Below are 25,921 nucleotides of genomic sequence, written 5' to 3' on the forward strand. Positions count from 1 at the left end.
CACAGCGACGAATCAAGGCAGGACGTCGCGACATCAAAGGATGCCGCGACGTCTGGGGTTTGGCGGTGTGGTCCAGGCATTAGGGACCAGAGGCTAGGCCCAGCTGCGCCCGCCGTCAGAACAGCCCAGTGGAGTCGGTTGTGAACAGTTGGTCCGTCACGCCAACAAGGTTGATGCTGCCATCGAGCGCGAGATTGTCCGAAAAGTCACCGACCGATTGGTTGAGCAGGAGGTCATCTGCGAAATCGCCCAACAGTTCCACCAGATCGCTGTAGTAGTCCACCAACAGAAGCTGGTCGCCCTCCTCGAAATCGGTGATCGTCAGATTGCCGCCCGGAACAAAGACGAAGACATCCGCCCCCTCGCCACCTGTGAGCACGTCATTGCCCGTGCCGCCATCCAGCGTATCGGCATCGAGTCCGCCATCCAGCCAGTCGTCGCCATCGTCGCCCATCAGCAGGTCGGCATCATCGCCACCGAACAAGGTGTCGTTGCCCGCACCGCCAAGCAGGACGTCCATATCGTTTTCGGGCGCTGGGTCGACCATGTCTGACAAGCTGAAGACATCCGGGTCGCTGGGCGCGACCCCGCCGTAGATCAGGTCGTCGCCATCGCCACCATCGACGGTGTCCATCCCTTCGCCGGCTGTGATCGTGTCCTGTCCGTCCTCGCCAAATACGATGTCCGAGTCGATGCCGGAGTCGATCAAATCGTTGCCCAGGCCGCCATAAACCTCGTCTCCGTCATCGCCAGTGCGGATGATGTCATCCCCGTCATCGCCAAAGACGAGGTCGCGATCATCGTTCTGGTCGATATCGGCAGCGCCGAGATCGGCAAAGAAGATGTCCGGTGCTTCGTTCGATCCGCGCGTGTCGATGACATCGTCCCCGCCACCGCCCGAAACGAAATCGGCACCTTCCCCTCCGATCACGCTATCAGATCCGTCGCCCGCGAAAATCACATCGTCGCCCGCACCGCCATCGGCCTGATCGTTGCCGTCGTCAAGGAAGAGGACGTCGAAGCCATCGCCACCGAGGACCTGATCGTCACCGAGGCCGCCCGCCAACGTGTCGTCACCTTCATCGCCCGACAGCAGGTCATTGCCAGCGCCACCTTCGATGAAGTCGTCACCCAGTCCGCCTGTGAGCTGATCATCGCCGTCGCCGCCGGCAAGGAAATCGCTTTCCGTGCCACCGTCGAGACTGTCATCCCCCTCTCCACCATCAAGCCGATCGAACCCAGCACCGCCAACCAGCAGGTCGTTGCCGCCATCGCCGGAAAGGCTGTCGTCGCCTTCGTCACCCGACAGTAGGTCATCGCCTTCACCGCCGAGAAGGGTGTCGTCTTCGGTGCCACCCGCGACGGTGTCATTCCCGGCACCGCCAGCCAGCAGGTCGCTGCCGCCGTCGCCGGAAAGGCTGTCGTCGCCTTCGCCGCCGTCAACGAGGTCATCGCCGATGCCGCCATCGACCGAGTCGTCGCCCAGACCGGCATTGATCGTGTCGTTGCCGCCGTTGCCGCGGATGGAGTCATTCAGCCCGTCGGGACCGTCAATCTGGTCACCCTGAAGATCGGTGTAGCCGGGGTCCATCGTTTCGGCGATCTCTGCCCCGTCAACCCTGCCATCGGTATCGCGCAGGATCGTCTCAATCCCTTGGAAGGTCAGCACGCCGCCATTGGCGAAAGTCACCGTCCCGCGGAAGGCACCCGCGTCGTCCGGGTCGGCCTCCTGCACGATCTGCAACGCGCCTAGGCCGCGCAGGTCCAGCACGTCGTTGTCCGCAGCCCCCTCGGCTCCGCCGAAGACACGGTCGCCCGCGCTGTCGACCGCACCGTCATCCGTGGTGTCAAAGGGATTGTCCGCAAAGATCGTGTCGTTGCCAGCCCCGCCTTCGATCAGGTCTGCCCCGCCCCCACCCGTCAGCAGATCGTTGTCCGCACCGCCGGAAATCGTGTCGTTACCGTCGCCGCCGCGCAGGTCGTCATCGCCAGCGCCGCCAAGGATCGTGTCGTCGCCCGCGCCCGCATCGACAAAGTCGTTGTCCGCGCCGCCGTCGATGTTGTCGTTGCCGTCGCCACCGCGCAGGTCATCGGCCCCGGCCCCGCCGAGGAGTGAATCGTCGCCCGCACCGCCGTCGATTGTGTCGTTGCCCTCATTGCCGCGCAGGTTGTCAGCGCCGTCGCCGCCGGAGATGCTGTCATCGCCTGCATTGCCTTCGACGAAGTCATCGCCCGCATCGCCAAAGATCACGTCATTGTCGTTGCCGCCGCGCAGGTCGTCATTGCCCAGCCCGCCGCTCAGCGTGTCGCTGCCGTCGCTGCCGCGCAGCAGGTCATTGTCGTCACCGCCAAAGAGCGAGTCGTTGCCAATGCCGCCGTCGATGGAATCCGTCCCCGCGCTGCCACGCAGGTCGTCATTGCCCGCGCCGCCGAGGATCGTGTCGTCGCCTGTGCCGCCATCGACAAAGTCGTTGTCCGCGCCGCCGTCGATGTTGTCGTTGCCGTCGCCACCGCGCAGGTCATCGGCCCCGGCCCCGCCAAGGATCGAGTCATTGCCCGTGCCGCCGTCGATGAACTCGTTGCCCGCACCGCCGTCGATCGTGTCGTTGCCCTCATTGCCGCGCAGGTTGTCCGCGCCGTCGCCGCCGGAGATGCTGTCATCGCCTGCATTGCCTTCGACGAAGTCATCGCCCGCATCGCCAAAGATCACGTCATTGTCGTTGCCGCCGCGCAGGTCGTCATTGCCCAGCCCGCCGCTCAGCGTGTCGCTGCCGTCGCTGCCGCGCAGCAGGTCATTGTCGTCACCGCCAAAGAGCGAGTCGTTGCCAATGCCGCCGTCGATGGAATCCGTCCCCGCGCTGCCACGCAGGTCGTCATTGCCCGCGCCGCCGAGGATCGTGTCGTCGCCTGTGCCGCCATCGACAAAGTCGTTGTCCGCGCCGCCGTCGATGTTGTCGTTGCCGTCGCCACCGCGCAGGTCATCGGCCCCGGCCCCGCCAAGGATCGAGTCATTGCCCGTGCCGCCGTCGATGAACTCGTTGCCCGCACCGCCGTCGATCGTGTCGTTGCCCTCATTGCCGCGCAGGTTGTCCGCGCCGTCGCCGCCGGAGATGCTGTCATCGCCTGCATTGCCTTCGACGAAGTCATCGCCCGCATCGCCAAAGATCACGTCATTGTCGTTGCCGCCGCGCAGGTCGTCATTGCCCAGCCCGCCGCTCAGCGTGTCGCTGCCGTCGCTGCCGCGCAGCAGGTCATTGTCGTCACCGCCAAAGAGCGAGTCGTTGCCGATGCCGCCGTCGAGGGAGTCCGTCCCCGCGCTGCCACGCAGATCGTCATTGCCCGCGCCGCCGAGGATCGTGTCGTTGCCCGTGCCGCCATCGACAAAGTCGTTATCCGCGCCGCCGTCGATGTTGTCGTTGCCGTCGCCACCGCGCAGGTCATCGGCCCCGGCCCCGCCGAGGAGTGAATCGTCGCCCGTGCCGCCGTCGATGAACTCGTTGCCCGCACCGCCATCGATCGTGTCGTTGCCCTCATTGCCGCGCAAGTTGTCATTGCCGTCGCCGCCCGAGATGCTGTCGTCACCTGCATTGCCTTCGACGAAGTCGTCGCCCGCATCGCCAAAGATCACGTCATCGTCGTTGCCGCCGCGCAGGTCGTCATTGCCCAGCCCGCCGCTCAGCGTGTCGCTGCCGTCGCTGCCGCGCAGCAGGTCATTGTCGTCGCCGCCAAAGAGCGAGTCGTTGCCGATGCCGCCGTCGAGGGAATCCGTCCCTGTGCCGCCACGCAGATCGTCATTGCCCGCGCCGCCAAGGATCGTGTCATCGCCCGTGCCCGCATCGACAAAGTCGTTGTCCGCGCCGCCGTCGATGTTGTCGTTGCCGTCGCCACCGCGCAGGTCATCGGCCCCGGCCCCGCCGAGGAGTGAATCGTCGCCCGTGCCGCCGTCGATGAACTCGTTGCCCGCACCGCCATCGATCGTGTCGTTGCCCTCATTGCCGCGCAGGTTGTCAGCGCCGTCGCCGCCCGAGATGCTGTCGTCGCCTGCATTGCCTTCGATGAAGTCATCGCCCGCATCGCCAAAGATCACGTCATTGTCGTTGCCGCCGCGCAGGTCGTCATTGCCCAGCCCGCCGCTCAGCAGGTCATTGTCGTCGCCGCCAAAGAGCGAGTCATTGCCGATGCCGCCGTCGAGGGAATCCGTCCCTGTGCCGCCGCGCAGGTCGTCATCGCCCGCGCCGCCAAGGATCGTGTCGTTGCCCGTGCCGCCGTCGACGAAGTCGTTGTCCGCGCCGCCGTCGATGTTGTCGTTGCCGTCACCGCCACGCAGGTTGTCAGCGCCGTCATTGCCAAGGACCGTATCGTCGCCCGCGCCCGCATCGACGAAGTCATTGCCGGTGCCGCCGTCGACGCTGTCATTGCCGCCGCCCGCGCGGATGTCGTCATTGCCGCCATTGCCGAAGATCGTGTCGGCGCCCTCGGTGATCAGGTCGCCCTGCGTATCCGCATAGCCCACGGGCATGAACTCGCCCGTCTCGGCCCCGTCAACCACGCCGTTGGGGTCGCTCAGGATCGTCTCGATCCCTTGGAAGGCCAGGGTCGAGCCGTCGCCGAAGGTGATCGTGCCGCGGGTCGCGCCGGGGTCGTTGGGATCGGCCTCTTGGCTGATGGTGACGGGGCCCGCGCCGCGCAGGTCGAGCACGTCGGTGTCGGTGGTATCTCCCACGCTGCCGAAATCGTTGCCGCGGATGTTATCGCCCGCCCCTTCGGCCGCGCTGGTGACGATGATCGTGTCATTGCCCGCCCCGCCGACGATCTGGTCAGCGCCGGTTCCGCCCCTCAGGCTGTCATTGCCGTCGCCACCGCGCAGGTCGTCATTGCCGTTGCCGCCGACAATCGTGTCATTGGCAGCGCCACCGTCGAGGAAATCGTTTCCATCACCGCCAAAGAGGCCGTCGTTGCCCGCGCCGCCGCGAATGTCGTCATTGCCTTCGTCACCGTTGAGATTGTCGTTTCCTGCGCCGCCGTCGATGAAATCGCCGCCGATGCCGCCGGAAACGAAATCATTGCCGCCGCCCGCGCGGATAGCGTCATTGCCGCCATTGCCGAAGATGACGTCATTGCCTTCGGTGATCAGGTCGCCTTGTTGGTCAAAATATCCAACGGACATGAACTCGCCCGTCTCGGCCCCGTTGACGACACCATCTGGAAGCGCTCGTCCGTCGTAGAACCCGTAACTTGCGTCGACGTTCGGCTCGACCTCATTCGATGACAGAAAGTAGAACGCCGACGTGCCGTCGGAGGTGCCACCCTGTTCGCGGGGCAGCACACCGTTGAACTGAGGCGTGAAGAAATCGCTGTCAAAGGCGTATTCGTCGGTGCCGACAAAACCATTGGGAGACCCAGACACGCCGACGTCGTTGTCATTGCCCAGCGTGGCACCATTGATGGATGTCGGGACCCGGACGGCAAACTGCCCGGACGGCAGGCCCGTGAACGCATAGTTACCATTGGCATCGGTGACCGTGGTGGCGACCACCTGTTGACGGGTGTTGATCAGCTGAACCGTGACACCTGCGATGCCGGGATCAAGAACTGCTACGGTCGCCGGCGCGTCGTTCAAAAGCTCCAGCGAGTCGCGGTTGATGTCGAATGTGAGGCGTCCACGAATCTCGGCCATGATCATTACTCCTTAGGATTTACGCGACCGGCCGCCGCACAGCGTCGGGCCGGAAATATTGAACTGGATGTGTGCGGCCGAAGCCTTCGTCGCCGTTGAGATTGTCGTTGCCCAGGCCGCCATCGATGAGCTGACCGCTTGAACCGCCGGAAACGAAATCACCGCCCCACCGGAGCGAATATCGTCATTGCCCCCATTGCCGAAGATCACGCCCTTGGCTTCCGTGATCCGACCGCCCTCTGCATCGACACAGCCCACAGCCATGAACCCGCCTGAGATGGCGCCGTTGACTTTGCGGACATTGCCGCTTGGGTTGTTTGTCGGCATGCTACTTTTCCTAAATCCACTACGCGCACCAAGATCGGCAAAACGCGCAGTTGCGATTGGGTGCCTGTTTGATCGGCAATGGCAGAGACCGCGCCGCGCCCATCGGACGGGTGATCATTCAGTTTCTGGACGTGGTCATTGTCTGGTCAGCCCGGTCAGCGAGCCGCGCCATCGCGCGGCAGATCGGGGATGGGGCTTGGCGAGGGTCGTAGAGACCCGCCTTTTCCCTTTGGTGTGGTTGGGTGGCTACCATGAGAGAACTTCTCGTTACTCGGACAAAAGACGTCGTTGGGATTTAGCCCCGATCCGCACGGACAGGCTGATGGAGGGGAGCGGAAGGACGGGGCGGGGAGATGCGACTAGGGGGACTGCGGGGTACAGGCGGGGCCGACATCGACCATGTTCCGCTGCGGGGACGGCACGCGCCAAAAAGGCTGAAGAGGCTAAACTGCATACTCGTACCCACCGCAACATTTCCACATTGGTCCACCGCCAGACGTCTGCGGATCGGGACATCCCGTTTTGGGCATGGCGCCAACCCGATCGGACGTCCGATCAACCTGATCGAAAGGTTGGGACCGATCGATACTTACGGGTGGTGATAAATCTGGCCATAATGCGGCCAAAGTGTGGAATCTTGGGTTCCGACGCGAGCGATTGGATCGGCATTCAATCAAGGGGTGAATGGCGGCGCGGGAGATCGGCAAATGTTAATGCGGGTCGAGGAGGCGGGGCCGAATCCGTTAAATTCATGCATTGCTTGTTGGCGCAAGGAGCATTAATTCTAAGGAAATGTCAGTCACTTGCGCCGGAGTGACGTTCGATGCGGCGCGTTCGTTGTGGGACGGGCGTAGGTGTTTTAAGTGGTTCTGGACGGTTCGTGGTCAGGTGATGGAAATCCAAAAATTCACGATTACGCAAGGGGAGCGCCGCGCGAGCCGCTTGGCCGTTATGGACGGTCATCGCGGCCTAAGTCGCGATCAGATTGGGATTCTGCGATCGCAAGAATCAGGCAAATGCCCCTGAAATGTCAGCGGGCGGTGTCGTATATTCTACATCGAGTGCCGACTGACTGAGGGTGATGCGTAAAGCGTAAAGATCCCGGGAACCGACGTTCAGGACGTTTGCCATACAAAATGATAGCAGGAAGCAGGATCAAGGCCACTCATACGCTGCGCATCTGGGGGATGCGCATACCGAAAACACTTTGCCTGATCCTGCCTATCGTGCCGACGCGGTGTTCTGCGGATCGCCATGGGCACCGCAAAGAACACTGCATCTGATCGACACAAATCATGACTAGACCTATGCCGGACAGTCAGCACCCGGACAATTCCAATAGACCCGAATTGCACCTTCTTTTCGTGAACGGGTCATCTGACCGGTTTGTGGTTAACGAACTGGTGCAGTGGGTTGTGAAGCGCGAAGCGGTTGTCGCGCTGATGCTGACTGCAGCGCTTGTGTCGATCGTGGCCCCCCCGTTGTTGCGCGACACATCCCCCTATCTGGCCTTTACGGCAGCCATGATCGCGAGGTTTGCGCTGTTCCCTCCCGTCTTTCTTGGCCTGATGCTGCTGTATGATTCGGTACAGCGGTTGCGCAATCGAACAATCGTTTTCGAACCGCTGGTAACCTTTGCCGCCGCCGTCCTTGTTACGTTTACAGGACGGGCTGTTGGGGTCTTGACCAAGGGCGAAGTCACCCTGACGCGCGGCGATATCCTGTTCCAAATCATGCTGAATTATGTGTTCTGGCAGGGTCTGGTCCTGCTGTTCTTCCAGTTCATCCTGCCGGCCCATCGTAAGTGGAACGCGGTGAGGGCAGAGCAAGAGGTTGCACCAAGGAGTGAAGGCCCGCAGTTCCGGGTTGGTCGGCTTGTGCTGGACCCGGATTGCATTCGGCACATCGAGGTGGATGACCATTATCTGGTCATCACGGCTGGAAGCGAAGCCATTCGGGTGATCGGACGGCTGTCCGAAGCTGCGGCCCAACTGGACGGGCGGGGAATGACAGTGCATCGGTCGCACTGGCTGGCCTTTGAAGAGTTCGGGGCGATCAGCCGCCATGGGCGCGCCTTTCGTATGACGACGAAGTCGGGGGGGCAGGTGCCGATCTCGCGTGAGCGGTGGCGGGATGTGAAACGGATCGCCGAGGAAGGGGCTGGAACGGCATGAGTCGGATCAAGCATATTCTTGGGCCAAGCATCCCGAAGTCCGAAGCGTGGGTTCTGGGTGCCATGCGTGTGCCAAAGTTCCAACTGTTCACGCTGACGACAGGGGCACTGATGGGCCTTCTGACCCCGATGGTGGGCCTAACGCAGGCCCCGTTCCTGATTCAGACAGGGTATTGGCTGCTGGCTGCAGTGCTGTTCTTGCCGATCTACGGCGCCTTTGAAGTGTTCTTCCTGAGTCTGTTCCGGCGTCTGGGGTGGACCCATGTGCCAGAGATACTCTTATCCGTTCCCACAGCTTTGATCGTGGCGGCGATCACCCTGCCCCTGCTGCCCTTGGTCGGCGTTTATTTGACCAGCGAAGAAAAGCTGTATGGCGTCGCCACCAGTATCGTGCTGCTGCAGGGCGTGAGCTATATCTACATCCGCTTTGTGCATGTGCTGATCTTTCCCGAGCTTTACGAGGCCACGACCGTTGACGACATGTCGCCGCCGCCGGAAGGGGCGCAGCTCTTTCTGCGTGGGACGACGCTGCCGATGTGGAAAGTTGAAGTGATCCGCGCAGATGGCCCCTATACCGAGGTGGTGGCAGGCTGTGACGTGCAACGGATCCGGGCACGGTTTTCGACGGTGATCGCGGATTTGCCGACGGATCTGGGCTTTCAGATCCACCGAGGCATCTGGATTTCGCGCAATCTCGTGCTGGGAAGCCGCAAGGACGGGCGCAGGATCAGCGTCCGTTTGCCATCCGGTTCCATGTTGCCTGTAGCGCGAGATCGCGAGGCGGAGTTCACGAACTGGATGTCGCGGCAGGGTCCGGCCTATGCGGCGCATGTGCTGAAGATGTAAGGCCGTGAGGCGCGGTGGCCGGGACGGGTGTCGCGGAGATTGTTTCGACCTTGATGCATAAAGGCGCATGTTTCGCCGATTTGTTGCCACATTTATCTGGCTTTTGTGACCTGTGTACGGACGGCCGGAAGAGTCGTCGATGTGGCAGTAGCGAGTGGCAAAGTGATCGAAATCCGCAAGGCAAATGCCCCTGACTGGAGTCTGGGACGGCTGAAACGTATCCAGAGCGGATACGACGCCCAATCCGATCTTTCGGCGAACAGCGACTGCCACCCGAATAAGTGGGTGGCCTCATGATCGGGACTGGCAGCAACTACATTCTCGTCGATCTCCTTCAGGGAGAGCTGTCGTGACGATCATAAATGGTACGTCTGGCAATGACACGCTGAGCGGCGGTGCCGCCAACGACACGATCACGGGCGGCGCCGGGAACGACTTCATCACCGGCGGCGATGGCAATGACCGGATTTCGGGGGACAATCGAACCCCCGCCCCCGTAAACGTCACCAATGGCGATTTCACGAGCAACACCACCACGGGCTGGACGACGACCGGGTCGGGCACGTTCGCCTATGACGGGTTCCTCGCCTTCAACGCGGCCAATACTGTTGCCGGCGGGACCGCGCAGCAGACGATCACGACCGAAGGCGGCGTCCAATACCAGTTGTCATTCGACGCCTTCGAGACGGGCAGCGCGGTTGCGAACCATACCCTCGTGGTTCAGGCCATCGACGGCAACGGGCAGGTGATCGGCTCCCAGACCCTCGTGATCGCAAATGGAACGAGCCAGCTCGTCACGTTGAACTTCACGGCGACCACGGCCACCACAACGCTGCGCTTCTCGAACCCGAACTCGACCGGCGTGGTCAACACCGATCTGGCGATCGACAATGTCACCGTCACGCCCCTGTCGACGCCTGTCACCACGGGCAACGACACGATCAACGGCGGCGAAGGTTCGGATCTCGTCGATGCGGGCGCCGGCAACGACAGCGTGACCGTCGATGGCTCCTTCGCGGGCGACGATACGCTCAATGGTGGATCGGGCATTGACACGCTTGTCCTGACCCCCGCCGACAACCGCAACCTCACCGTCGACATGGTGGCGGGCACCGTGGCCGATGGCCTTGCGGGGTCGCAAAACTTTTCGAATTTCGAAAACCTCACCACCGGCGGCGGCAATGACAATGTCACCGGCACGGCGGACGCCAATGTCATCAACACGCAGGCCGGCAATGATTTCGTTCAGGCAGGCGAGGGTAATGACACGGTCTTTGGAGGCGCTGGCGATGACGACCTGCGCGGCGGCAACGACAATGACGTGATCCTTGGCGATGAGGGCGACGACTTCGTCGAAGGCAATGCAGGCGATGACAGCATCTCGGGCGGCGACGGCGCTGACAACCTGCGCGGCAATGAGGGCAACGACACGATCGACGGCGGCACGGGCAACGAGTTCATCGACGGCGGCACGGGCAATGACTCGATCCTTGGCGGGGCCGGGGCCGATGACCTGCGCGGTGGCGACGGCAATGACAGCCTGAGGGGCGGAACCGGCGCTGACCAGGTCGTCGGCGGGGCGGGCAATGACACGATCATCGTCACCAGCGCGGCCGAAGGGGCGGGCGATAACATCCGCGGCAACGATTTCGGCAGCGTGGGGGATACCACCGACACCGACGTGCTCGACCTGCGCGGCGCGGGCCCCGTCACCATCAGCCAGGAGGCCGATCCCAACGACCCCGGCGCGACCCGCGGCACGGTCACCTTCGGCGACGGCTCGACCCTGGCCTTCCAGGGGATCGAGACGATCCTGAGCGACCCCAACGGCGTGGTGGAGGGGGCCGAGACGGGCGAGTTCATGCCCGTGGGCTATGCGGATACGCAGGGCGATCTGGTCACCGACGGCGCCGACACGATCTTCGGCAATGGCGGCAATGACGACATCCGCGCGGGCGGCGGCAATGACAGCGTCGACGGTGGCACCGGTGGTGATTTCATCGATGCGGGCGCGGGCGACGATACGGTCCTTGGCGGCGAGGGCAATGACGACCTGCGCGGCGGTGACGGCAATGACAGCATCGACGGCGGCGCGGACAACGACTTTGTCGATGGCGGCACGGGCAACGACACGGTCCTTGGCGGCGCAGGCGATGACGATCTGCGCGGTGGTACGGGCAGTGACACCCTGAGGGGCGGAACCGGCGCTGACCAGATCGTCGGCGGGGCGGGCAATGACACGATCATCGTCACCAGCGCGACCGAAGGGGCTGGCGATAACATCCGCGGCAACGATTTCGGCAGCGTGGGGGATACCACCGACACCGACGTGCTCGACCTGCGCGGCGCGGGCCCCGTCACCATCAGCCAGGAGGCCGATCCCAACGACCCCGGCGCGACCCGCGGCACGGTCACCTTCGGCGACGGCTCGACCCTGGCCTTCCAAGGGATCGAGACGATCCTCCGCGACAACAATGGCGTGGTGGACGGCACGTCGGGTGCTGACAACCTTGGTCCCGGCTTCACCGATGCCGATGGCGACCAGATCGATGGCACCGACGGGAACAATGACAGCATCGCCGGGGGCGCGGGCAATGACACGGTCAATGCAGGCCTTGGCAATGACACGGTCGATGGCGGTATTGGCAATGACAGTGTCGCAGGCGGCGACGGCAATGACTCTCTCCTCGGCGGTGACGGGGCGGATACATTGTCCGGCGGCACAGGCAACGACACGCTGTCCGGCGGCGATGGGCGCGACACCTTTGTCCTGCAGAATGGTGGCGGGACAGACCGGATCACCGATTTCAACCTGACGCGGATCAGCGGCATTGCCACCGATCAGGTGGATGCGTCGAGCGTCACGGATACCGAAGGAAACCCGGTCAATTGGCAGGATGTGGTCATCACCGACACGGTCGGGGATGGGTCTGGCGATGCTGTCCTGACGTTTCCGAACGGGCAGACGCTTATTCTGACGGGCGTTGCCCCGGGGGCGATCACTGGGAAAGCCAATCTTGTGGCTATTGGCATTCCCTGTTTCGCAGCGGGCACGGCGATCCGTACGCCAAGTGGTTGGCGCGCGATCGAGACCCTGCAGCAGGGGGACATCGTTGCGACACGTGATCACGGCTTGCAGCCGATCCTGTGGTGCGGAATGCGGCGCGTCGAACGGGACGAGATTGCGCAGGATCGCAAACTCTTGCCCGTGCATATCAATGCCTGGGCGCTTGGCAATCGACGTGATCTGCGTCTTTCTGCGCAGCATGCCGTGTTGATGCAGCTTGACGGGGAAGAGGTGTTCGTGCGCGCCACCCATCTGGCACGGCACGGGTTCAAGGGTGTGCGCGTGGCACAGGGCGTGCGAAGCGTGCAGTATCACCATTTGCTGATGCCAAAACATACGATCCTTGATGCGGATGGACTGGCGGCTGAGAGCTTTTATCCTGGGCCGAATGGTCTTGCTTCGCTGTCCGGTGCAAGCCGGATGGAGATTGCGGCGCGTATTTGCCGCGGCCGGAACGTGATCGGGGAAACGGCGACCGAAACGCTGGCGCAGATTTACGGGCCGACCGCGCGGCGTGTTCTGACCGGGCGAGAGGCACGAGACGCGATCGAGGAAGGCCGTCTGCGGGGGGCGGGTGGGGCGGGAATGGGCCTGTCACGCCGCTCTGGTGGTGGCGCGCGGGCTGCGGTGGCGGCGGGCTAAGCACGGTAATCGGTGGATTGCCCTTGTCTGGCCCTATGATGGGGGCTGGTAGACATGTTGCAGATGGCGCTGGACGTCGCGCTACAGGTCGGCGACGCCTGAAATGTTGACGGGTTCCGCAAGGATCGCGATCGTTGGGGAGGAAGGCCAGATCACCCCCTTGTCTGGTAACCGACGATGATGCCAACTTGGCGCGAAGGCGGCGGATCATGTTCCGTCAGATGCTGCTGGCCTAGCTCCATTGGCAGGAAGGGTTGACCGAGTCGGCGGGCGGTTGCCGGAAATCCGGCAAAAATATGGCGAAAATGCCATGTCCGCAGGATTACCTGCGGTTGAGGCTTGCGGGATGGTCGGCTTCGTTACAGGCTTTAGCCTTCCGGTGCGGACGAGTGGACGGGTGGCGTTGCGTCAAGGGTCAAGGTGCTGAGGGTGCAGGTGCATGCCCAGTGACCGCCCTTTGGCGAAAGGCCAACCATGTGGTTAGGAGGTTCGGCGCTGGATCATCTGGACACTGGCGGCCCTGTGGTGGGGGCGGTGTTCTTGGGATAACCGGCGCGAGGGCAGAGCCGTGAGGCATATGGAACAGTTCCGGGGCGAAATCGCCCCCAGTTTGGATGATCGTATCCCCATGGCCGCCGAATTGGCGGTGGGCCAGATCAGCCTGATCGATTTCGCGCGCAAGGCCGGGAAGAACATCTTTTCGGTGATCCCGGATGCGACGCGAACACAGAAATATCTGCGGGGGCCGGCCAATATTCATTACGTCTGCGACCCAGACATGGTGACAGAACTGCTTGCCGGGGTCGGGCGCGCCTTTCCCAAATCGAGCTTTACCCGCAATGTCATCGGCCCTGCGGTGGGCAATGGCATGATCCTGTCCGAAGGTGAGAAATGGCGTGAACAGCGCCACCGCTATGCGCCGCTCTTCGCCGCGCGCAACCTGCCTGTCTTGACCAGCCATTTCGCAGCGACGGGTGAGGAATTGGCATCCTTCTATGCCTCGGCCAATGGCGAGGTGGATGTGGCGGATTCCGCGCAAGAGGCGACGCTGACCAATATTTCCCGCGTGATGTTTTCCGGCAATGAAGCGGTGGCGAAGCGGGATATCCGCGAAGGGATGCGCCGTTTCACCGACTATATCAGCTATATGTCGCTGTTTGATCTGATGGGGCTGCCAACATGGGTGCCACGGATGAAATGGCTGCGGTCCAAGCAAGTGATCACCGATGTTCGGCAATTGACGCGCGACGTGATTCAAAGCCGTCAGGCCAAGCGCCACGAAACGGCGGAAGATTTCCTTGATCTGCTGATCGAAGCGCTGGAAACCGACCGCGAGGATATCGAGACGACGATCGACAATTTGCTGACTTTTGTGGCGGCAGGGTATGAGACATCGGCCAATACGATTGCTTGGGCGCTGTATCTGCTGGCGCTTTATCCCGAAGTGCAGGATCGCGTGCGGGATGAGATCAAGACCGTGGCCGGAGAGGCACCGCTGACGCTGGACGCCGTGCAGAAGATGCCGCTGCTGCAGGCCCATGTGCGCGAAACGCTTCGCCTTTATCCCGCAGGCGCGCTGTTTGCGCGGGATGCAACGGATACGACAGAGGTGGGCGGTGTCACCTTCAAGAAGGGCGACGTCATCATGTTCCCGGTCTATTCGCTGCATCGCAACGAATTGCTGTGGGAGGATGCGGATCGGTATCGTCCGGATCGGTTCATCAACCGCCGCTATCCGCGCGGGCAATACATTCCCTTTGGCGACGGGCCGCGCATCTGTATTGGCGCGCAATATGCCGAGACAGAGATCATGGTCCTGATCGGATCGGCGCTGCGTCGGGCCAGCTTTGCCATGACCGAACATCCGGTTCCCGCGCCGAACCTGACCTTCACGATGCGGCCCGGTGGGCCGATCCTTCTGAAGGCACAGCCAGTAGCGGGTTAGTGGATCATTCCGCGGGATGGAAAAGCGGGACTTGGGGGGTGACCGCACGGCTTGATTTGCCAAGGCGCGCCTCAAGCACCGTGCCTTTGCGGCTAAGGTGGCGGTGACGATACATGAAGCGGGCATAGCGCGCGACGACGGGTGTCATGCGCCCGGCGTCGATGATGACACGGTCCACCCAGATGGAGCCCGTTTCAGTCGGTTTGATCTGGATATGGTGCGACCAGAGCCTGACCACGTTGTTTGACTCTAGGGTTTCGACGCGAAGCGTATCGCGGCAGATCTTGTTGACCTTGATTTCGTAGTCGTTGCAATTCACGAGGCCGAGGATACGGATGTTGGTTTTGTAGACAGCCCCTTCCTCCATGTCGGACTCTGGCAGGCCATCGTAGTTCGATATGCGGCGCGTGGCCTCGATCAAGTCGCCAAAGCTGCGGGCACGTTCAAAAAGGGCTGGGGCCGCAATATCGTACTGGGCGGCTACAAGGACTTGTGTCGGCACGGTCAAACCTCGGCTGGTTGCACTTTGGCACGCGGCGACAACGACATTCCATTTCCGGTCAGGGCATGGAATGGTTTGAAGGTTCGCGCATCGTTAGGTTTGGTTAGGCAATCGGGCGGAAACGTGACCCGTTCAGGTCACCTACAGGGCAACAGCGCCTTTCCGGGATCAGTATAGCCCTGCCGGCGGGATCGTTTCGGGTCTGGTGATGAGGCGCGAGAGGTTGGCCACCCTTTCATCGCAAATGGGGGCGCCGGCCTTGGCGAGAGATTCGCAGGCGCGGTGACAAAGGCAACCTGGTCTTCGGCCGGGGTGATTTGCGCAGGGGACGTAAGGCGCGCAAGCGTCACTGCCGGGTGACCCGCGTGCCAGATAATGTCCATTACTGTTGGTGGGCACTATGGTGCTTGATGGCGTGTCGGACGAGGCGGCTTTGGACGGATGCGGAAAAGCGGTCGATCTGCCTGCAGACAGCTGCGCCAGGTATTTCGGTCGCCATGGTGGCGCAGCGCTATGCGGTGAATGCGAACCTGATCTTCAATTGGCTGCGTGATCCCCAGTATCGGCCCAAGGCCGGATGGAGATCAGAGGACGCCGATTTGCGCCTTTTGGCGGTGGAGATCGTCAAGGAAGGGCGACGGGTCCAGGGTCTGACGGGTTGATCCCGGTTGCGGTCCACATGCAAGCTTGGCTAGCGGCTGGTTGCTCTGCCCCCCGGCAAACTCTGCCTGCCGGCGGTGCAACGTTGTGGGTCGGATTGCAGTGGGCTGAACTTTAGCATCCGATGAAGGAGTAGTCGTGGGGCCGAGCACACGGAGCTTGCCATAACACTCGCTGATCCCTGGATCGCCCACCCCCCGCGCGCTTTTTGATCGTGCGTTTCTCTGTGGGCCAGGACGGTTGGCGCTTTGGACGGCGCATCCACAGCCCACGTGGGGCTTGCCCAGAATGCAAAAAAGCTTCGGACGCGGGACTCGAAGCTTTTGGTATTGTTGAGGGATTAGTTTTGGTTGCGGGGGCAGGATGTGTTGAAGAGCCTACGATTTCAATGGCGGCTTAGGGCGGAAGGCGGACGGTCGGTGGGACCCATCACTCTCCTCGAAAGCGGTCAAACAAGATCGCGCCCACCCCGGCCAAAGCCGAGGCGGGCATGAATATCAGTTCAATACGCTGGCGAGAGTGATTGGTTTGCCTGTCTTCGCCGATTGCGTCGCGGCCTCTGCCATCGCGAGTGCCGCCACGCCGTCGTCCAGCGTCACCGGCAAGGCGGAGCCTGCGTTCACCGCCGCAACGAAGGCCGCCCATTCCGCCGCATAGGCGGGCATGTAGCGCTCGAGGAAGAAGTAAGTGGGCTTCGCGCCCGTCACGCCTGCGGTCGTCGACTTGACCACCGTGTTCTCCAGCATGTTCTGCGCCTGCAAGAGCCCTTCGGACCCAAGAAGCTCTACCCTCTGGTCATAGCCATAGACCGCGCGGCGGCTGTTCTTGATCACGGCGATCCGCCCGTCGGCATAAGTCAGCGTAACCACCGCCGTATCCACATCGCCCGCTTCCCCGATAGCAGGATCGACGATCGAGGTGCCGACGGCCGAGACGGTGACGGGGGCCGCGCCCATGATGAAGTTCGCCATGTCGAAATCATGGATCATCATGTCGCGAAACAGGCCACCCGAGACCTTGATGTAGGCCACCGGCGGCGGCGCGGGGTCGAAGGAGGTGATCGACAGAACCTCGGTCTTGCCGATCTCGCCCCGGTCCGCTGCGGCCTTGAGGGCCGAGAAGTTCGGGTCAAAGCGGCGGTTGAAGCCGATCATCACCGGCTTGCCGTTCTTGGCCGCCACCTTTTGGCAGGCTTGCGCGCGGGCGAGGCTCAGGTCCACCGGCTTTTCACAGAGCACCGCCTTGCCCGCGCCCGTTGCCCGTTCGATCAGGTCGGAATGCGTATCGGTCGAGGTGGCGATCAGCACCGCGTCGATGGCCGGATCGTTCAGGATGGCATCGGTCGCGCGCGCCTCGGCGCCGTATTGGGTAGCGAGTTTCGCGGCGGCATCGTTGTTGATGTCCGACACGGCCACGAGGGTGGATCCGGGATTGGTGGAAATGGCGGTGGCATGGACGCCCGCGATGCGCCCTGCGCCCAGAAGGCCGACTTTCAGCATGATATGTTCCTTGGGGTTACTGGCCGAGTCCGGCCTTGAAGGCTTCAAACTCCGCATCTTGCATCGCCACGTTGTGCTGCGGCTGCGGATAGGCACCGGTGTTCACATCCGCGATGAACTCCTTGAACGCGGCGATGCGTTCGGATTGCAGGCGGGCATATTCGGCAGCGAAGTTGCGGTAGGTCTTAGCGTGGCGCGGCTTGTGGCCATCCGTACAGCCGAGGACATCCTCGGCGAAGAGGTATTGCGCGTCCGCTCCTGGCCCTGCTCCCATACCAAGCATGATCATGGACGTGTTCTTCGAAATGAACTCGCCCAGACGGTCTGGCACGACCTCCAGCTCCGCCCCGAAACAGCCGATGGCTTCCAGTTGCTTCACATGGTCCCAGACGGCCCGGGCTTCGGTCGCGGATTTGCCCACTGCGCGCCAGCCCGTCCATGTGATGTAGGACGGGATAAGGCCGACATGGGCCACGATGGGAACATGGTTGTCGCAAAGCACCTTCTGGATGTCCAAGGAGGCCGCGCAATAGAAGCAGTCGCCGCCCATCGCCGTGAATTTGAAGGCCGCGCGCAGGTAGTCCTCGGCGGTGGCGAGTTGTCCGTAGGGGCCGAAAGGCAGGCCCACCTGCACGAAACAGCGCCCCGCCGCCTCGCGCATCTCGGGGCTGAAGAAGCGGCTTTCGATCGACAGCATGTCGATCCCCGCCGCATCCGCCGCCGCCGCCTCTTCCAGCGTGGTGACGTAGAGCATGGAGATCTTCTGCCCACGCGCCTTGATCGCGCGGATGTCGTGGACGGTCGGGCGGTTGGACTTGTGGACCATGGTTGCACCGTGCCCTTTCTTAAACTGTAAACGCTGTGCGGAAGGCTTCGAGGGCAGCCTCCTCATCGCCCTTGGCAAAAGCCTCCATCGCGACCGAGCCTGTGTAACCCATGCCCTTCAACGCCAGCGCCACGCCACGATAGTTGATCTCTCCCGTTCCCGGTTCGCATCGCCCCGGATTGTCGGCCACTTGCACCTCGCCGATCCACGGCAGGCAGGCCTGACACCAGCGGATCAGGTCGCCCTCTCCGATCTGGGTGTGGTAGAGGTCGAGGTTGATGCGAAGCTGCGGGCGGTTGACCGCCGACACCAGCGACAGCACGGCTTCGGTCGAGCCGAAGGGGCAGCCGGGGTGGTCGATGAGGTTGAGGTTTTCCAAGGTGAAAGTCACGCCCATCTCCTCGGCCAGATCGCAGATGCGGTGCAGCGTGTCGCGGGCGCGCAGTTCCGCCCCCGGCGCATGCGACCCGATGCGCGGGATTGGGATGCCCATGTCGCCCAGACCCGTGCCGTGCAGGTTCAGGCGATGCACGCCCAGACGCTTGCCCACGGCGGCGGTTTCCCGCGCGGATTTCAGGAGAATGTCTGCTCCTTCGGCATCCGCCAGACGTCCCTCAAGATAGCCGTTCATGATCGTGAAGGTCGCCCCCGTCCGCTCCAGCGCGGTCAGATCATGCGCGGGCCAGTTCCACAGGCCCACGCCGAAGCCCATCTCCTTCAGGCGGGACGCGCGCCAGTCGATGGGGCGGTCGCGCCAGAGCATTTCCGCACAGGTGGCAAGGGGGAATGTCATCTCAGATCTCGATCCAGACTTGGCCGTCCTCGACGCGGACGGGGAAGGTTTTCAGGTTGACGCAGGCGGGCGCGCGCTTCGCCTCGCCCGTGCGGTAGTCGAAGGTCGCATTGTGCTTGGGGCATTCCACCGTGCCCTCCATCACCAGCCCGTCGCAGAGATGCACCTTCTCGTGGCTGCAGATGCCGTCCATCGCGTGGAAGGTGTCGTCCTCGCTGCGGACGATGATGAAGGTCTGGCTGCCGTGGTCGAAGCGGATCAGGTCGTCGAGTTCAATATCGTCTGTCGCACAGGCGCGGGTCCATGTCGGCATGGGTCTGTCCTTGGTCTTGGGTCTGTGAGGGAGCGGCGGCCCGGGGGAGCTCCGGACCGCCGTTGAAGACGCAGGGCGGGTGGAGCGCCGCCCTGCGCCGAAAGGTCAGCTAGGCGTCACCGGCGGCGGGTGGCCGTCATGGGTCGCCATGTAACCCTCGATCTCCGCCTCAAGGTTCGCCATCGACGCGCCGCCAGCCATCAGGTCGGTGATCTCTTCCCGCGTCTTCTCGCCCTTGCGGAAATCGGCGGCGACGGCCCCCCGGATCAGCACGGCGAAGTGGTCGCCCACGGCCATGGCGTGCATCACCTGATGGGTGATGAAGATCACGGCCAACCCGCGCCGCTTCGCCTCGTTCACGATCCGCAGGACGTGGGTCGCCTGCTTCACGCCAAGCGCGGCGGTCGGTTCGTCCAGGATCAGAACGCGCGCCCCGAAATGCACCGCGCGGGCAATGGCGAGCGACTGCCGTTCGCCCCCCGACAATCCGCCGACCAGACGGTCACCATCATCAATGCGGGTGATCCCGAAGTCGCGCACGGCCTTGACCGCGATCTCGTTCGCCTTCTTCCGGTCGTAGATCTTGAACGGCCCCCAGCCCTTTGTCGGTTCGACCCCGATGAAGAAGCTGCGCCCGATGGACATCAGCGGGAAGGTTCCGCCGAACTGGTGCACCGTCGCGATCCCGCGATCCGACGCATCACGCGGGGTGTCAAAGGCGACGGGCGTGCCGTCCATCAGGATCGTGCCGCTGGTGGGTTTGTGGACCCCCGACATGATCTTGATGAGCGTCGACTTGCCCGCGCCGTTGTCACCCAGAAGGCAAAGCACCTCGCCCGCATGGACGTTCAGGGTGATGTCATGCAGCACGTCGATCGGGCCGAAGGATTTGTTCACGCCTTGCAGCGAAAGGATGGGTGTGGTCATCGCGCCCTCACTTCTTCTTCGGGCTGTAGGACAGCGCCATCTTGCGGAAGGTGTTGTTCATCAGAACCGCCAGCAGAAGCAGCACACCGATGATCAAGGCAGACCAGTTCCGGTCGAAATCGGTGTAGTAGATACCCTGATTGACGATGGCGAAGGTGATGGTGCCGAAGAAGATGCCGACGACTGATCCAAAACCACCCGTTAGTAGGACACCCCCGACGACCACGGCGATGATGGAGTTGAAGATGAAGCTTTGCCCACCTGCGACCTGCGCAGAATTGTAAAGGATCGCCTGGCACATCCCGACAAAGGCTGCGGAGGTGGAGGAGAGAACAAACAGCAGGATCGTCATCCGGTCGGTCGGGATGCCCGCGTTCCGGGCCGAGACTTTGTCGCCCCCCATGGCGAAGATCCAGTTCCCTTTGGGCGAGAGGTGCACGAAGAACACATAGGCTGCCGTGAGCAGGAGCCACCAGATCACCATGACCTGAAGCTGCCCGCCGAACAGGAAATCCCCGAAGATCACCTTCGCCGGACCCTCCACCGTCAGTGCCACACTGGTGGATTTCGTGATCAGCACGGTAAGACCCAGGACGATGCCTTGCACGGCAAACAAGCTGCCCAGCGTCACGATCAGCGAGGGAACGGCGGTCTTGATCACCATGATGCCGTTGATCAGCCCGACGGTGACGCCGAAGCTGAGCGTGACGGCGATGGCCAGCCAGATCGAGAGGTCGTAGTGACCCGCAATCACGGCCACCGTCATCGCCCCGAACGGCACCATCGCGCCGACCGAGATGTCGAGTTCCCCCGCGATCATCAGAAGGCCCACCGGAATGGCGATGATGCCAAGGTTGGCGGCCACGTTCAGCCAGCTTGCCATGCCTGCAGGCTTGAGGAAGGTCAGTCCTCCGAAGGCCGCGAAAAAGATGAGAACGGCGAGAAGGCCCAGAAATGCCCCGGCCTCAGGGCGGCGCAGAAGGCTGCCAATCGACAGACCGGAGCTTCCCGGGGGCGTGGCCTCGACAGGCCGGCGTGCTGTGGTGGAGGTCATGGCGTTTCCCTTTCCGTCAGACCGAGGATGACGCATGCCGCGTCGGCAGGGATGTCCGGCCCACCGTCAGGCGGGCCGGACGGTCATCGGATCAGCGTGCGCCCTTGGCGACACCGGCCAGCGTGGCCTCGATGTTGGACGCATCCACGATCCCGGGCCCGGTCAGGACCGGGAAGACCGGCAGATCCGTGCCGAAGTCGATATGCGAGGCCAGCAGGCTGACGGCGAGGTAGGATTGCAGGTAGGGCTGCTGGTCAATGGCGAAGAGTTGCGTGCCGCCCTTGATCCGGTCGAGCCCCGCCTGGTTCATGTCGAAGGAGCCGAGCTTCACTGTCTCGGTCTTCCCGGCCTGCTGCACCGCGATGGCCGCACTGTCGGCATCGCCCGCCGAGATGGTAATGACGCCGTCGATCGTCTCGTCCTTCAGAAGCTCGGCCTTGATCGCCTCGGCCACCGCCGTCGCATCGCCAAAGCTGGTCGAGGGCAGCGGAAGCTGCGCGCCCGTGCCGCCCTTGCCCGTGATACCGTCGATCACGCCCTTGCAGCGGGCCTCGATATTCGCGGTGCCGGGCAGGGTGTTGATGCACAGCACGTTCTTCTGGCCATTGTCTCCGAAGTATTCGCCACCCGCGACACCGGCCACATATTCATCCGACCCGACATAGTTGATCGCGCCCAGTTCGCGCGCTTTCTCGGCCCCGCCCGCGTTCATCAGGATGACCTTGATCCCTGCCGCGATGGCGTCCTTGATCGCCGGGTCCTGTGCCTCCGGAACCCAGTTCGGGATGACCAGACCATCCACTTCCATGCTGATCGCCGTGCGGATCAGCTGCACCACATCGGGGGCGAAGTTGTCATAGTTCACAAGGCGCAGGTAGTTCACCGAACCGCCATTCGCTTCGACCGCCGGGGTCGCATCGTCGATCCCCTTCTTGATGATGTTCCAGAAGGCGTCATCGTTCGATCCGCCCACGACGGCAATATCCGCCGCCATAGAGGCGCTGCCCGCGAAGGCGACAAGCGCGGTCGTGGCAAGAACCTTGGTCAGGTTTGCAAGTTTCATGGTCTGTCCTCCCTTGGTGCCCCCGGTTCCTCCGGTGGGCGTTGACGTTGGTGGGATTTGACCGGCGCGCGCCCTCCTCCGGGTCACGCGCCGGATCGCGGGCTCAGGTGCGGGCCGCCTTGGCGTTCATCCGCGCCTTCTTCTTTTCAAAGCGGGCCTGCATCATCGCATCGCCCTCTTTGGAACCGTCGTGCCAGTAGCCGAACCACTTATCGAGCGGGATCAGCCCGTCGCCGCCGTAGTTCACCTCGAAATACTTGTGGTGCAGGTAATGGGCATAGGCGTGGCTATCGATGGCGGTGCCCTCAGTGACCTCAAGCTTGTCAAATCCGATATGCCCATTCACCGCGCCGAACCCGGCAATGTGCAGCTGGAACATGGCGATGATCGGGTTCGACGGGATGATCAGGTGCCAGAAGGCCACGGCATGGTAGAGGAACCCTTCTACCGGATGCATCGACAGCGACGACCAAGGGCTCGGGTTGACCGAGTTGTGGTGTACCGAATGCACCCATTTGTAGAGCAGCGGCGTATGGATCAGCCGGTGGATCGCGAAGAAATGCACCTCGTGGATCGCAGGTGCCAGCAGGACCAGCGCCGCCAGATACCACGGATTGTCTGACCAGCTCAGCCACGGCACATAGCCGGCAGCGAAAGCGTGCAGGAACAGCACCTCGACCAGTGTCCAAAGCGGGATCGAGATGAAGAAGGACCGCAGGAAGTTGTCAATGTTCTGCGACTTGAACCAGAACACGTCCGACGGCTGCTCGCTGGGGAATTTGGCGTTGTATTTGAACCGCGTTCCCTGCTTGCGGCGGACATACCAGAACAGCTCCACCGAGCCATACATGACGAAGATCGCGGCAGCGTTCACGACATAGAGCCAGAGCGCCCAACCCCAGGACAGGGTTTTCATCACCTCGACATCCGGCACGACGTAGAACCAGTAAAGCAGCGCGGTCGCCATGTGGAACGCATTCCACGGGAACAGATATTCCGGCACCCAGCGCAGCACCCGCAGGATGCTGAACGGGCGCAGCCAGAACGGAGCCACTTCCAGATGCGCGTTCGGTGCCCAGTCTCCACGCTTGTTGCGGGTGCCGAATTGCAGATCGTCCATCTTCGTCCTTCCTCTTCCCTTCGCTCAGAGGGACGGACAGCATGTGGCATCGTCCCGCGGGACAGATCCCGAGGCACCGGGGCACGCAGCGCCCCGCCGTCAGCTTTCCGATAACTCCCTCCGCGCGGCGGTTGGGACTCAGGGTCCGCTTCCGCCGTGATGGCGGGAAATAAGCGCCTTGACGCATATCAAATCAACCCACCATGATAGCGGAAACATGAAAACGTATCATTCGTCTCAATGATGCGAAAAAATGATACGAACAGGATCATCGCAACATGCGCCGCCCGACCATCCCCGACCTCGCCGAAGCCGCAGGCGTCTCCATTGCCACGGTCAACCGCGTCCTCTCCGGCGCAGGCAACGTCCGCCTCGCCACCCGCGAACGGGTGCAACAGGCCGCCGAGGAAATTGGGTTCTACGGTCTCGGCAGCATACAGGCCCGCGTCTCGGCGGCCCGTCCGAAACTCCGCTTCGGCGTCCTGCTCCTCCAACCCCATCGCCCCTTCTACCGCAACATTGCAAGCGCCATGGAAGAAGCCGCCACCAATGCTGCGGGCGCGGAAATCGAGTTGCGGATCGAGTTCCTTGAGGACCTCTCGCCGCAGAACGTTGCCGATCGCGCCCTCGCACTGGCCGAGGATTGCCATGCCATCTGCCTGACAGCCGCTGTCCACCCCGTCGTGACCGAGGCGCTTGAACGCATCCAGTCAAGAGGCATCCCGGTCTTCGCCTTCGTCTCGCAGATCAGCGTCACAGGGCAGATGTCCTATATCGGACTCGACAACTGGAAGGTCGGTCGCACTTCGGCTTGGACCTTTGCCAACATCTGCAAGGCGCCCGGAAAGATCGGCATCCTGATGGGCAACCCGCGCTACCGGAACCAAGAGATGAATGAGACGGGCTTCCGCTCCTACTTCCGCGAGCACGCGCCGGATTTCACCCTGCTCGAACCCATCTCCACCTTCGAATCCGCCGCCGTCGCGCAGGAGATGACAGAGAAGCTATTGGCCGAGCACCCGGACCTTGCTGGGCTATATATCTCAGGCGGTGGGATTTCGGGCGCATTGTCCGCCCTGCGCGCCAGCGGACGGGCGGGGCAGATGGTCGTCGTCGGCTACGACCTGACCGAAGTCACCCGGGCGGCCCTGCTTGACGGCACAATGACCCTTGTCATCTCCCATCCCCTCGCCCGCCTTGCCCGCGACGCGATCGACGGCATGATCCGCGCTTGCAGCTCTCCCGGGAGCAACCAGACGAGCATCGCTCCGTTTGAAATCTACACACGCGAAAACATCTAGGACGATTGTCCGCTTTGGCACGCCGTCGAAGGGCAGCTTTGGGCGGAAAGCGGACTTTCGCGGACCATCCGACTTCAAAGAAGCAGGCGCTTCCCTGTTGGCGGAAACTCGCGGAGCATCGGAGGACGGATTCCCGTACGGAAAGGCCGGGGTTCGAGGCGGACCGTCTCGCCGGTGCGCGCCGCCTCGTCGATGGCCAGAAGTGCGCGCATGTCCGCATTGCCTTCCTCTCCATCTGCTTCCGGCGGGGTTCGCGCCGCGATGCAGTCGGAGAAATAGGCGATCTGGCCAGCGAAATGGTCGACCTGATCGAAGGTCGTTACCGTCTCTCCCGTCTCTTCGCGGACGGTCAGGCGAAGAGCGGAGTCGAATTTGAAAGCAGGGTCGAGGATCAGCTCCCCGGTTGAGCCGACGACGCGGATCGACTCCGATGTGCCTGACCCGAAGGAGCAGAAGAACTGTGCGAGACGCTCGTCGGGAAACTTCAGGGTGACCGCCAGACCCGCATCAATCTCGACAAACCGCGGATCACCCGCAGTGCGGCTGGCCATGGCCTGCACAGCGATCGGTTCGGCCGCGAAGATATGGCGGGCGGCGTTGAGGCAATACACCCCGACATCCGGCAGGGCCCCGCCCCAATGACCGGCCTTCAGGCGATGGTTTCCAAGCTGCGATTGGAATCCGAAGGTGGAGGCGAAATAGACTGGGTCGCCGATCCTGCCGGAACGGACGGCCTCGATCATGCCATGCGTGCCGGGCTCGTTATGCAGGCGATAGGCGGTCATCAGGAAGGCACCGCTTTCCCGTGCCGCCGCGATCATCGCCTCGCTTTCGGCAAGCGTCGTTGCCAGAGGTTTTTCGACCATCACATGCTTTCCGGCCCGCAGGGCGCGGATGGTGTAGTCCGCATGCATGGAATTCGGCAGCGCGATGTAGACCGCGTCGATCCGGTCGCTGGCCAGCAACGCGTCATAGCCGTCATAGGCCACAACCTCCGGCACAGCGTGAAATTCGGCAAGCTTGCCCGCCGCGTCACGACTGCCCGAGACGATGGCCTGCATGCGGGAATTCCCGGTCAGGGCAACCGCAGGCATGAAGGCTTCTTGCGAAATCCAGCCCGCGCCGACGACGGCGTATCGTATCATGGTAATCCCCTGAAGATGTGCGTGGATGCGCCCGAAGGCGC

Annotated in this window: 18 protein-coding genes; 6 read left to right on the top strand and 12 right to left on the bottom strand. The window is 62.7% G+C overall.

Going from position 1 to position 25,921, the window contains the following annotated elements; genetic code table 11:
* Positions 1-115 precede the first annotated feature (115 nt).
* Positions 116-5,677 carry a beta strand repeat-containing protein gene (locus tag QF092_RS11820; RefSeq protein WP_281464104.1) on the bottom strand — a complete coding sequence of 1,854 codons (5,562 nt, stop codon included), beginning with the start codon at positions 5,675-5,677 and terminating at the stop codon, positions 116-118.
* A 12-nt stretch (positions 5,678-5,689) separates the two neighbouring features.
* On the bottom strand, positions 5,690-6,004 hold the full coding sequence (locus QF092_RS11825; RefSeq protein WP_281464105.1) for a hypothetical protein: 315 nt from the start codon (positions 6,002-6,004) through the stop codon (positions 5,690-5,692).
* Between the two features lie 1,295 nt (positions 6,005-7,299).
* Between QF092_RS11825 and QF092_RS11830 the strand changes: the two genes are divergently transcribed.
* From QF092_RS11830 to QF092_RS11845, 4 genes are all read left to right on the top strand, one after another.
* Complete coding sequence (locus QF092_RS11830; protein WP_281464106.1) at positions 7,300-8,178, top strand: LytTR family DNA-binding domain-containing protein; 879 nt, start codon at positions 7,300-7,302, stop codon at positions 8,176-8,178.
* Positions 8,175-9,023, top strand: a complete 849-nt coding sequence (locus QF092_RS11835; RefSeq protein ID WP_281464107.1) for a LytTR family DNA-binding domain-containing protein — start codon at positions 8,175-8,177, stop codon at positions 9,021-9,023. The genes QF092_RS11830 and QF092_RS11835 overlap by 4 nt, the downstream gene beginning before the upstream one ends.
* Before the next feature lie 349 nt (positions 9,024-9,372).
* Positions 9,373-12,732: a Hint domain-containing protein gene (locus QF092_RS11840; RefSeq protein ID WP_281464108.1), complete on the top strand. Its 3,360-nt coding sequence runs from the start codon at positions 9,373-9,375 to the stop codon at positions 12,730-12,732.
* Between the two features lie 577 nt (positions 12,733-13,309).
* Complete coding sequence (locus QF092_RS11845) at positions 13,310-14,677, top strand: cytochrome P450 (RefSeq protein ID WP_281464109.1); 1,368 nt, start codon at positions 13,310-13,312, stop codon at positions 14,675-14,677.
* A gap of 4 nt (positions 14,678-14,681) precedes the next feature.
* On the opposite strand, the gene QF092_RS11850 is transcribed toward QF092_RS11845, so the two are convergent.
* Positions 14,682-15,185 (bottom strand): hypothetical protein, encoded by a 504-nt coding sequence (locus QF092_RS11850; RefSeq protein ID WP_281464110.1) that lies wholly within the window; start codon positions 15,183-15,185, stop codon positions 14,682-14,684.
* Positions 15,186-15,589: 404 nt separating this feature from the next.
* Between QF092_RS11850 and QF092_RS11855 the strand changes: the two genes are divergently transcribed.
* The gene (locus QF092_RS11855) at positions 15,590-15,841 is read left to right on the top strand and encodes a transposase (RefSeq protein WP_281464111.1); all 252 of its coding nucleotides are present in this window, start codon (positions 15,590-15,592) and stop codon (positions 15,839-15,841) included.
* A 495-nt stretch (positions 15,842-16,336) separates the two neighbouring features.
* Here the strand turns inward: QF092_RS11855 and iolG are convergent, their stop codons facing one another.
* From iolG to QF092_RS11895, 8 genes are all read right to left on the bottom strand, one after another.
* Entirely contained in the window at positions 16,337-17,338 is a 1,002-nt protein-coding gene (gene iolG / locus QF092_RS11860) for an inositol 2-dehydrogenase (RefSeq protein WP_281464112.1), read from the bottom strand.
* A gap of 16 nt (positions 17,339-17,354) precedes the next feature.
* Positions 17,355-18,164 (bottom strand): 3-methyl-2-oxobutanoate hydroxymethyltransferase, encoded by an 810-nt coding sequence (locus QF092_RS11865; RefSeq protein WP_281464113.1) that lies wholly within the window; start codon positions 18,162-18,164, stop codon positions 17,355-17,357.
* 19 nt (positions 18,165-18,183) lie between these two features.
* Complete coding sequence (locus tag QF092_RS11870; protein ID WP_281464114.1) at positions 18,184-18,957, bottom strand: TIM barrel protein; 774 nt, start codon at positions 18,955-18,957, stop codon at positions 18,184-18,186.
* Position 18,958: 1 nt separating this feature from the next.
* A complete protein-coding gene (locus tag QF092_RS11875; RefSeq protein ID WP_281464115.1) occupies positions 18,959-19,270 on the bottom strand; it encodes a MocE family 2Fe-2S type ferredoxin in 312 nt (103 codons plus the stop codon).
* A 105-nt stretch (positions 19,271-19,375) separates the two neighbouring features.
* Positions 19,376-20,197, bottom strand: a complete 822-nt coding sequence (locus QF092_RS11880) for an ATP-binding cassette domain-containing protein (protein WP_281464116.1) — start codon at positions 20,195-20,197, stop codon at positions 19,376-19,378.
* Positions 20,198-20,204: 7 nt separating this feature from the next.
* Positions 20,205-21,251 (bottom strand): ABC transporter permease, encoded by a 1,047-nt coding sequence (locus QF092_RS11885; protein ID WP_281464117.1) that lies wholly within the window; start codon positions 21,249-21,251, stop codon positions 20,205-20,207.
* A 91-nt stretch (positions 21,252-21,342) separates the two neighbouring features.
* Positions 21,343-22,314, bottom strand: a complete 972-nt coding sequence (locus tag QF092_RS11890) for a substrate-binding domain-containing protein (protein WP_281464118.1) — start codon at positions 22,312-22,314, stop codon at positions 21,343-21,345.
* 103 nt (positions 22,315-22,417) lie between these two features.
* A complete protein-coding gene (locus QF092_RS11895; protein ID WP_281464119.1) occupies positions 22,418-23,434 on the bottom strand; it encodes a sterol desaturase family protein in 1,017 nt (338 codons plus the stop codon).
* 278 nt (positions 23,435-23,712) lie between these two features.
* Between QF092_RS11895 and QF092_RS11900 the strand changes: the two genes are divergently transcribed.
* The gene (locus QF092_RS11900; RefSeq protein WP_281464120.1) at positions 23,713-24,735 is read left to right on the top strand and encodes a LacI family DNA-binding transcriptional regulator; all 1,023 of its coding nucleotides are present in this window, start codon (positions 23,713-23,715) and stop codon (positions 24,733-24,735) included.
* A 74-nt stretch (positions 24,736-24,809) separates the two neighbouring features.
* Here QF092_RS11900 and QF092_RS11905 read toward each other — a convergent pair whose 3' ends face one another.
* Positions 24,810-25,880 (bottom strand): Gfo/Idh/MocA family protein, encoded by a 1,071-nt coding sequence (locus QF092_RS11905; RefSeq protein ID WP_281464121.1) that lies wholly within the window; start codon positions 25,878-25,880, stop codon positions 24,810-24,812.
* Positions 25,881-25,921 lie beyond the last annotated feature (41 nt).

It is taken from the genome of Fuscovulum ytuae (genome assembly GCF_029953595.1).
Lineage (GTDB): Bacteria > Pseudomonadota > Alphaproteobacteria > Rhodobacterales > Rhodobacteraceae > Paragemmobacter > Paragemmobacter ytuae.

Excerpts from the sequence above, each read along its gene's own strand:
- QF092_RS11820 (WP_281464104.1), bottom strand. The coding sequence starts at position 5,677 with ATGGCCGAGATTCGTGGACGCCTCACATTCGACATCAACCGCGACTCG.
- QF092_RS11825 (WP_281464105.1), bottom strand. The coding sequence starts at position 6,004 with ATGCCGACAAACAACCCAAGCGGCAATGTCCGCAAAGTCAACGGCGCC.
- QF092_RS11830 (WP_281464106.1), top strand. The coding sequence starts at position 7,300 with ATGACTAGACCTATGCCGGACAGTCAGCACCCGGACAATTCCAATAGA.
- QF092_RS11835 (WP_281464107.1), top strand. The coding sequence starts at position 8,175 with ATGAGTCGGATCAAGCATATTCTTGGGCCAAGCATCCCGAAGTCCGAA.
- QF092_RS11845 (WP_281464109.1), top strand. The coding sequence starts at position 13,310 with ATGGAACAGTTCCGGGGCGAAATCGCCCCCAGTTTGGATGATCGTATC.
- QF092_RS11855 (WP_281464111.1), top strand. The coding sequence starts at position 15,590 with ATGGCGTGTCGGACGAGGCGGCTTTGGACGGATGCGGAAAAGCGGTCG.
- iolG (WP_281464112.1), bottom strand. The coding sequence starts at position 17,338 with ATGCTGAAAGTCGGCCTTCTGGGCGCAGGGCGCATCGCGGGCGTCCAT.
- QF092_RS11865 (WP_281464113.1), bottom strand. The coding sequence starts at position 18,164 with ATGGTCCACAAGTCCAACCGCCCGACCGTCCACGACATCCGCGCGATC.
- QF092_RS11870 (WP_281464114.1), bottom strand. The coding sequence starts at position 18,957 with ATGACATTCCCCCTTGCCACCTGTGCGGAAATGCTCTGGCGCGACCGC.
- QF092_RS11875 (WP_281464115.1), bottom strand. The coding sequence starts at position 19,270 with ATGCCGACATGGACCCGCGCCTGTGCGACAGACGATATTGAACTCGAC.
- QF092_RS11880 (WP_281464116.1), bottom strand. The coding sequence starts at position 20,197 with ATGACCACACCCATCCTTTCGCTGCAAGGCGTGAACAAATCCTTCGGC.
- QF092_RS11885 (WP_281464117.1), bottom strand. The coding sequence starts at position 21,251 with ATGACCTCCACCACAGCACGCCGGCCTGTCGAGGCCACGCCCCCGGGA.
- QF092_RS11890 (WP_281464118.1), bottom strand. The coding sequence starts at position 22,314 with ATGAAACTTGCAAACCTGACCAAGGTTCTTGCCACGACCGCGCTTGTC.
- QF092_RS11895 (WP_281464119.1), bottom strand. The coding sequence starts at position 23,434 with ATGGACGATCTGCAATTCGGCACCCGCAACAAGCGTGGAGACTGGGCA.
- QF092_RS11900 (WP_281464120.1), top strand. The coding sequence starts at position 23,713 with ATGCGCCGCCCGACCATCCCCGACCTCGCCGAAGCCGCAGGCGTCTCC.
- QF092_RS11905 (WP_281464121.1), bottom strand. The coding sequence starts at position 25,880 with ATGATACGATACGCCGTCGTCGGCGCGGGCTGGATTTCGCAAGAAGCC.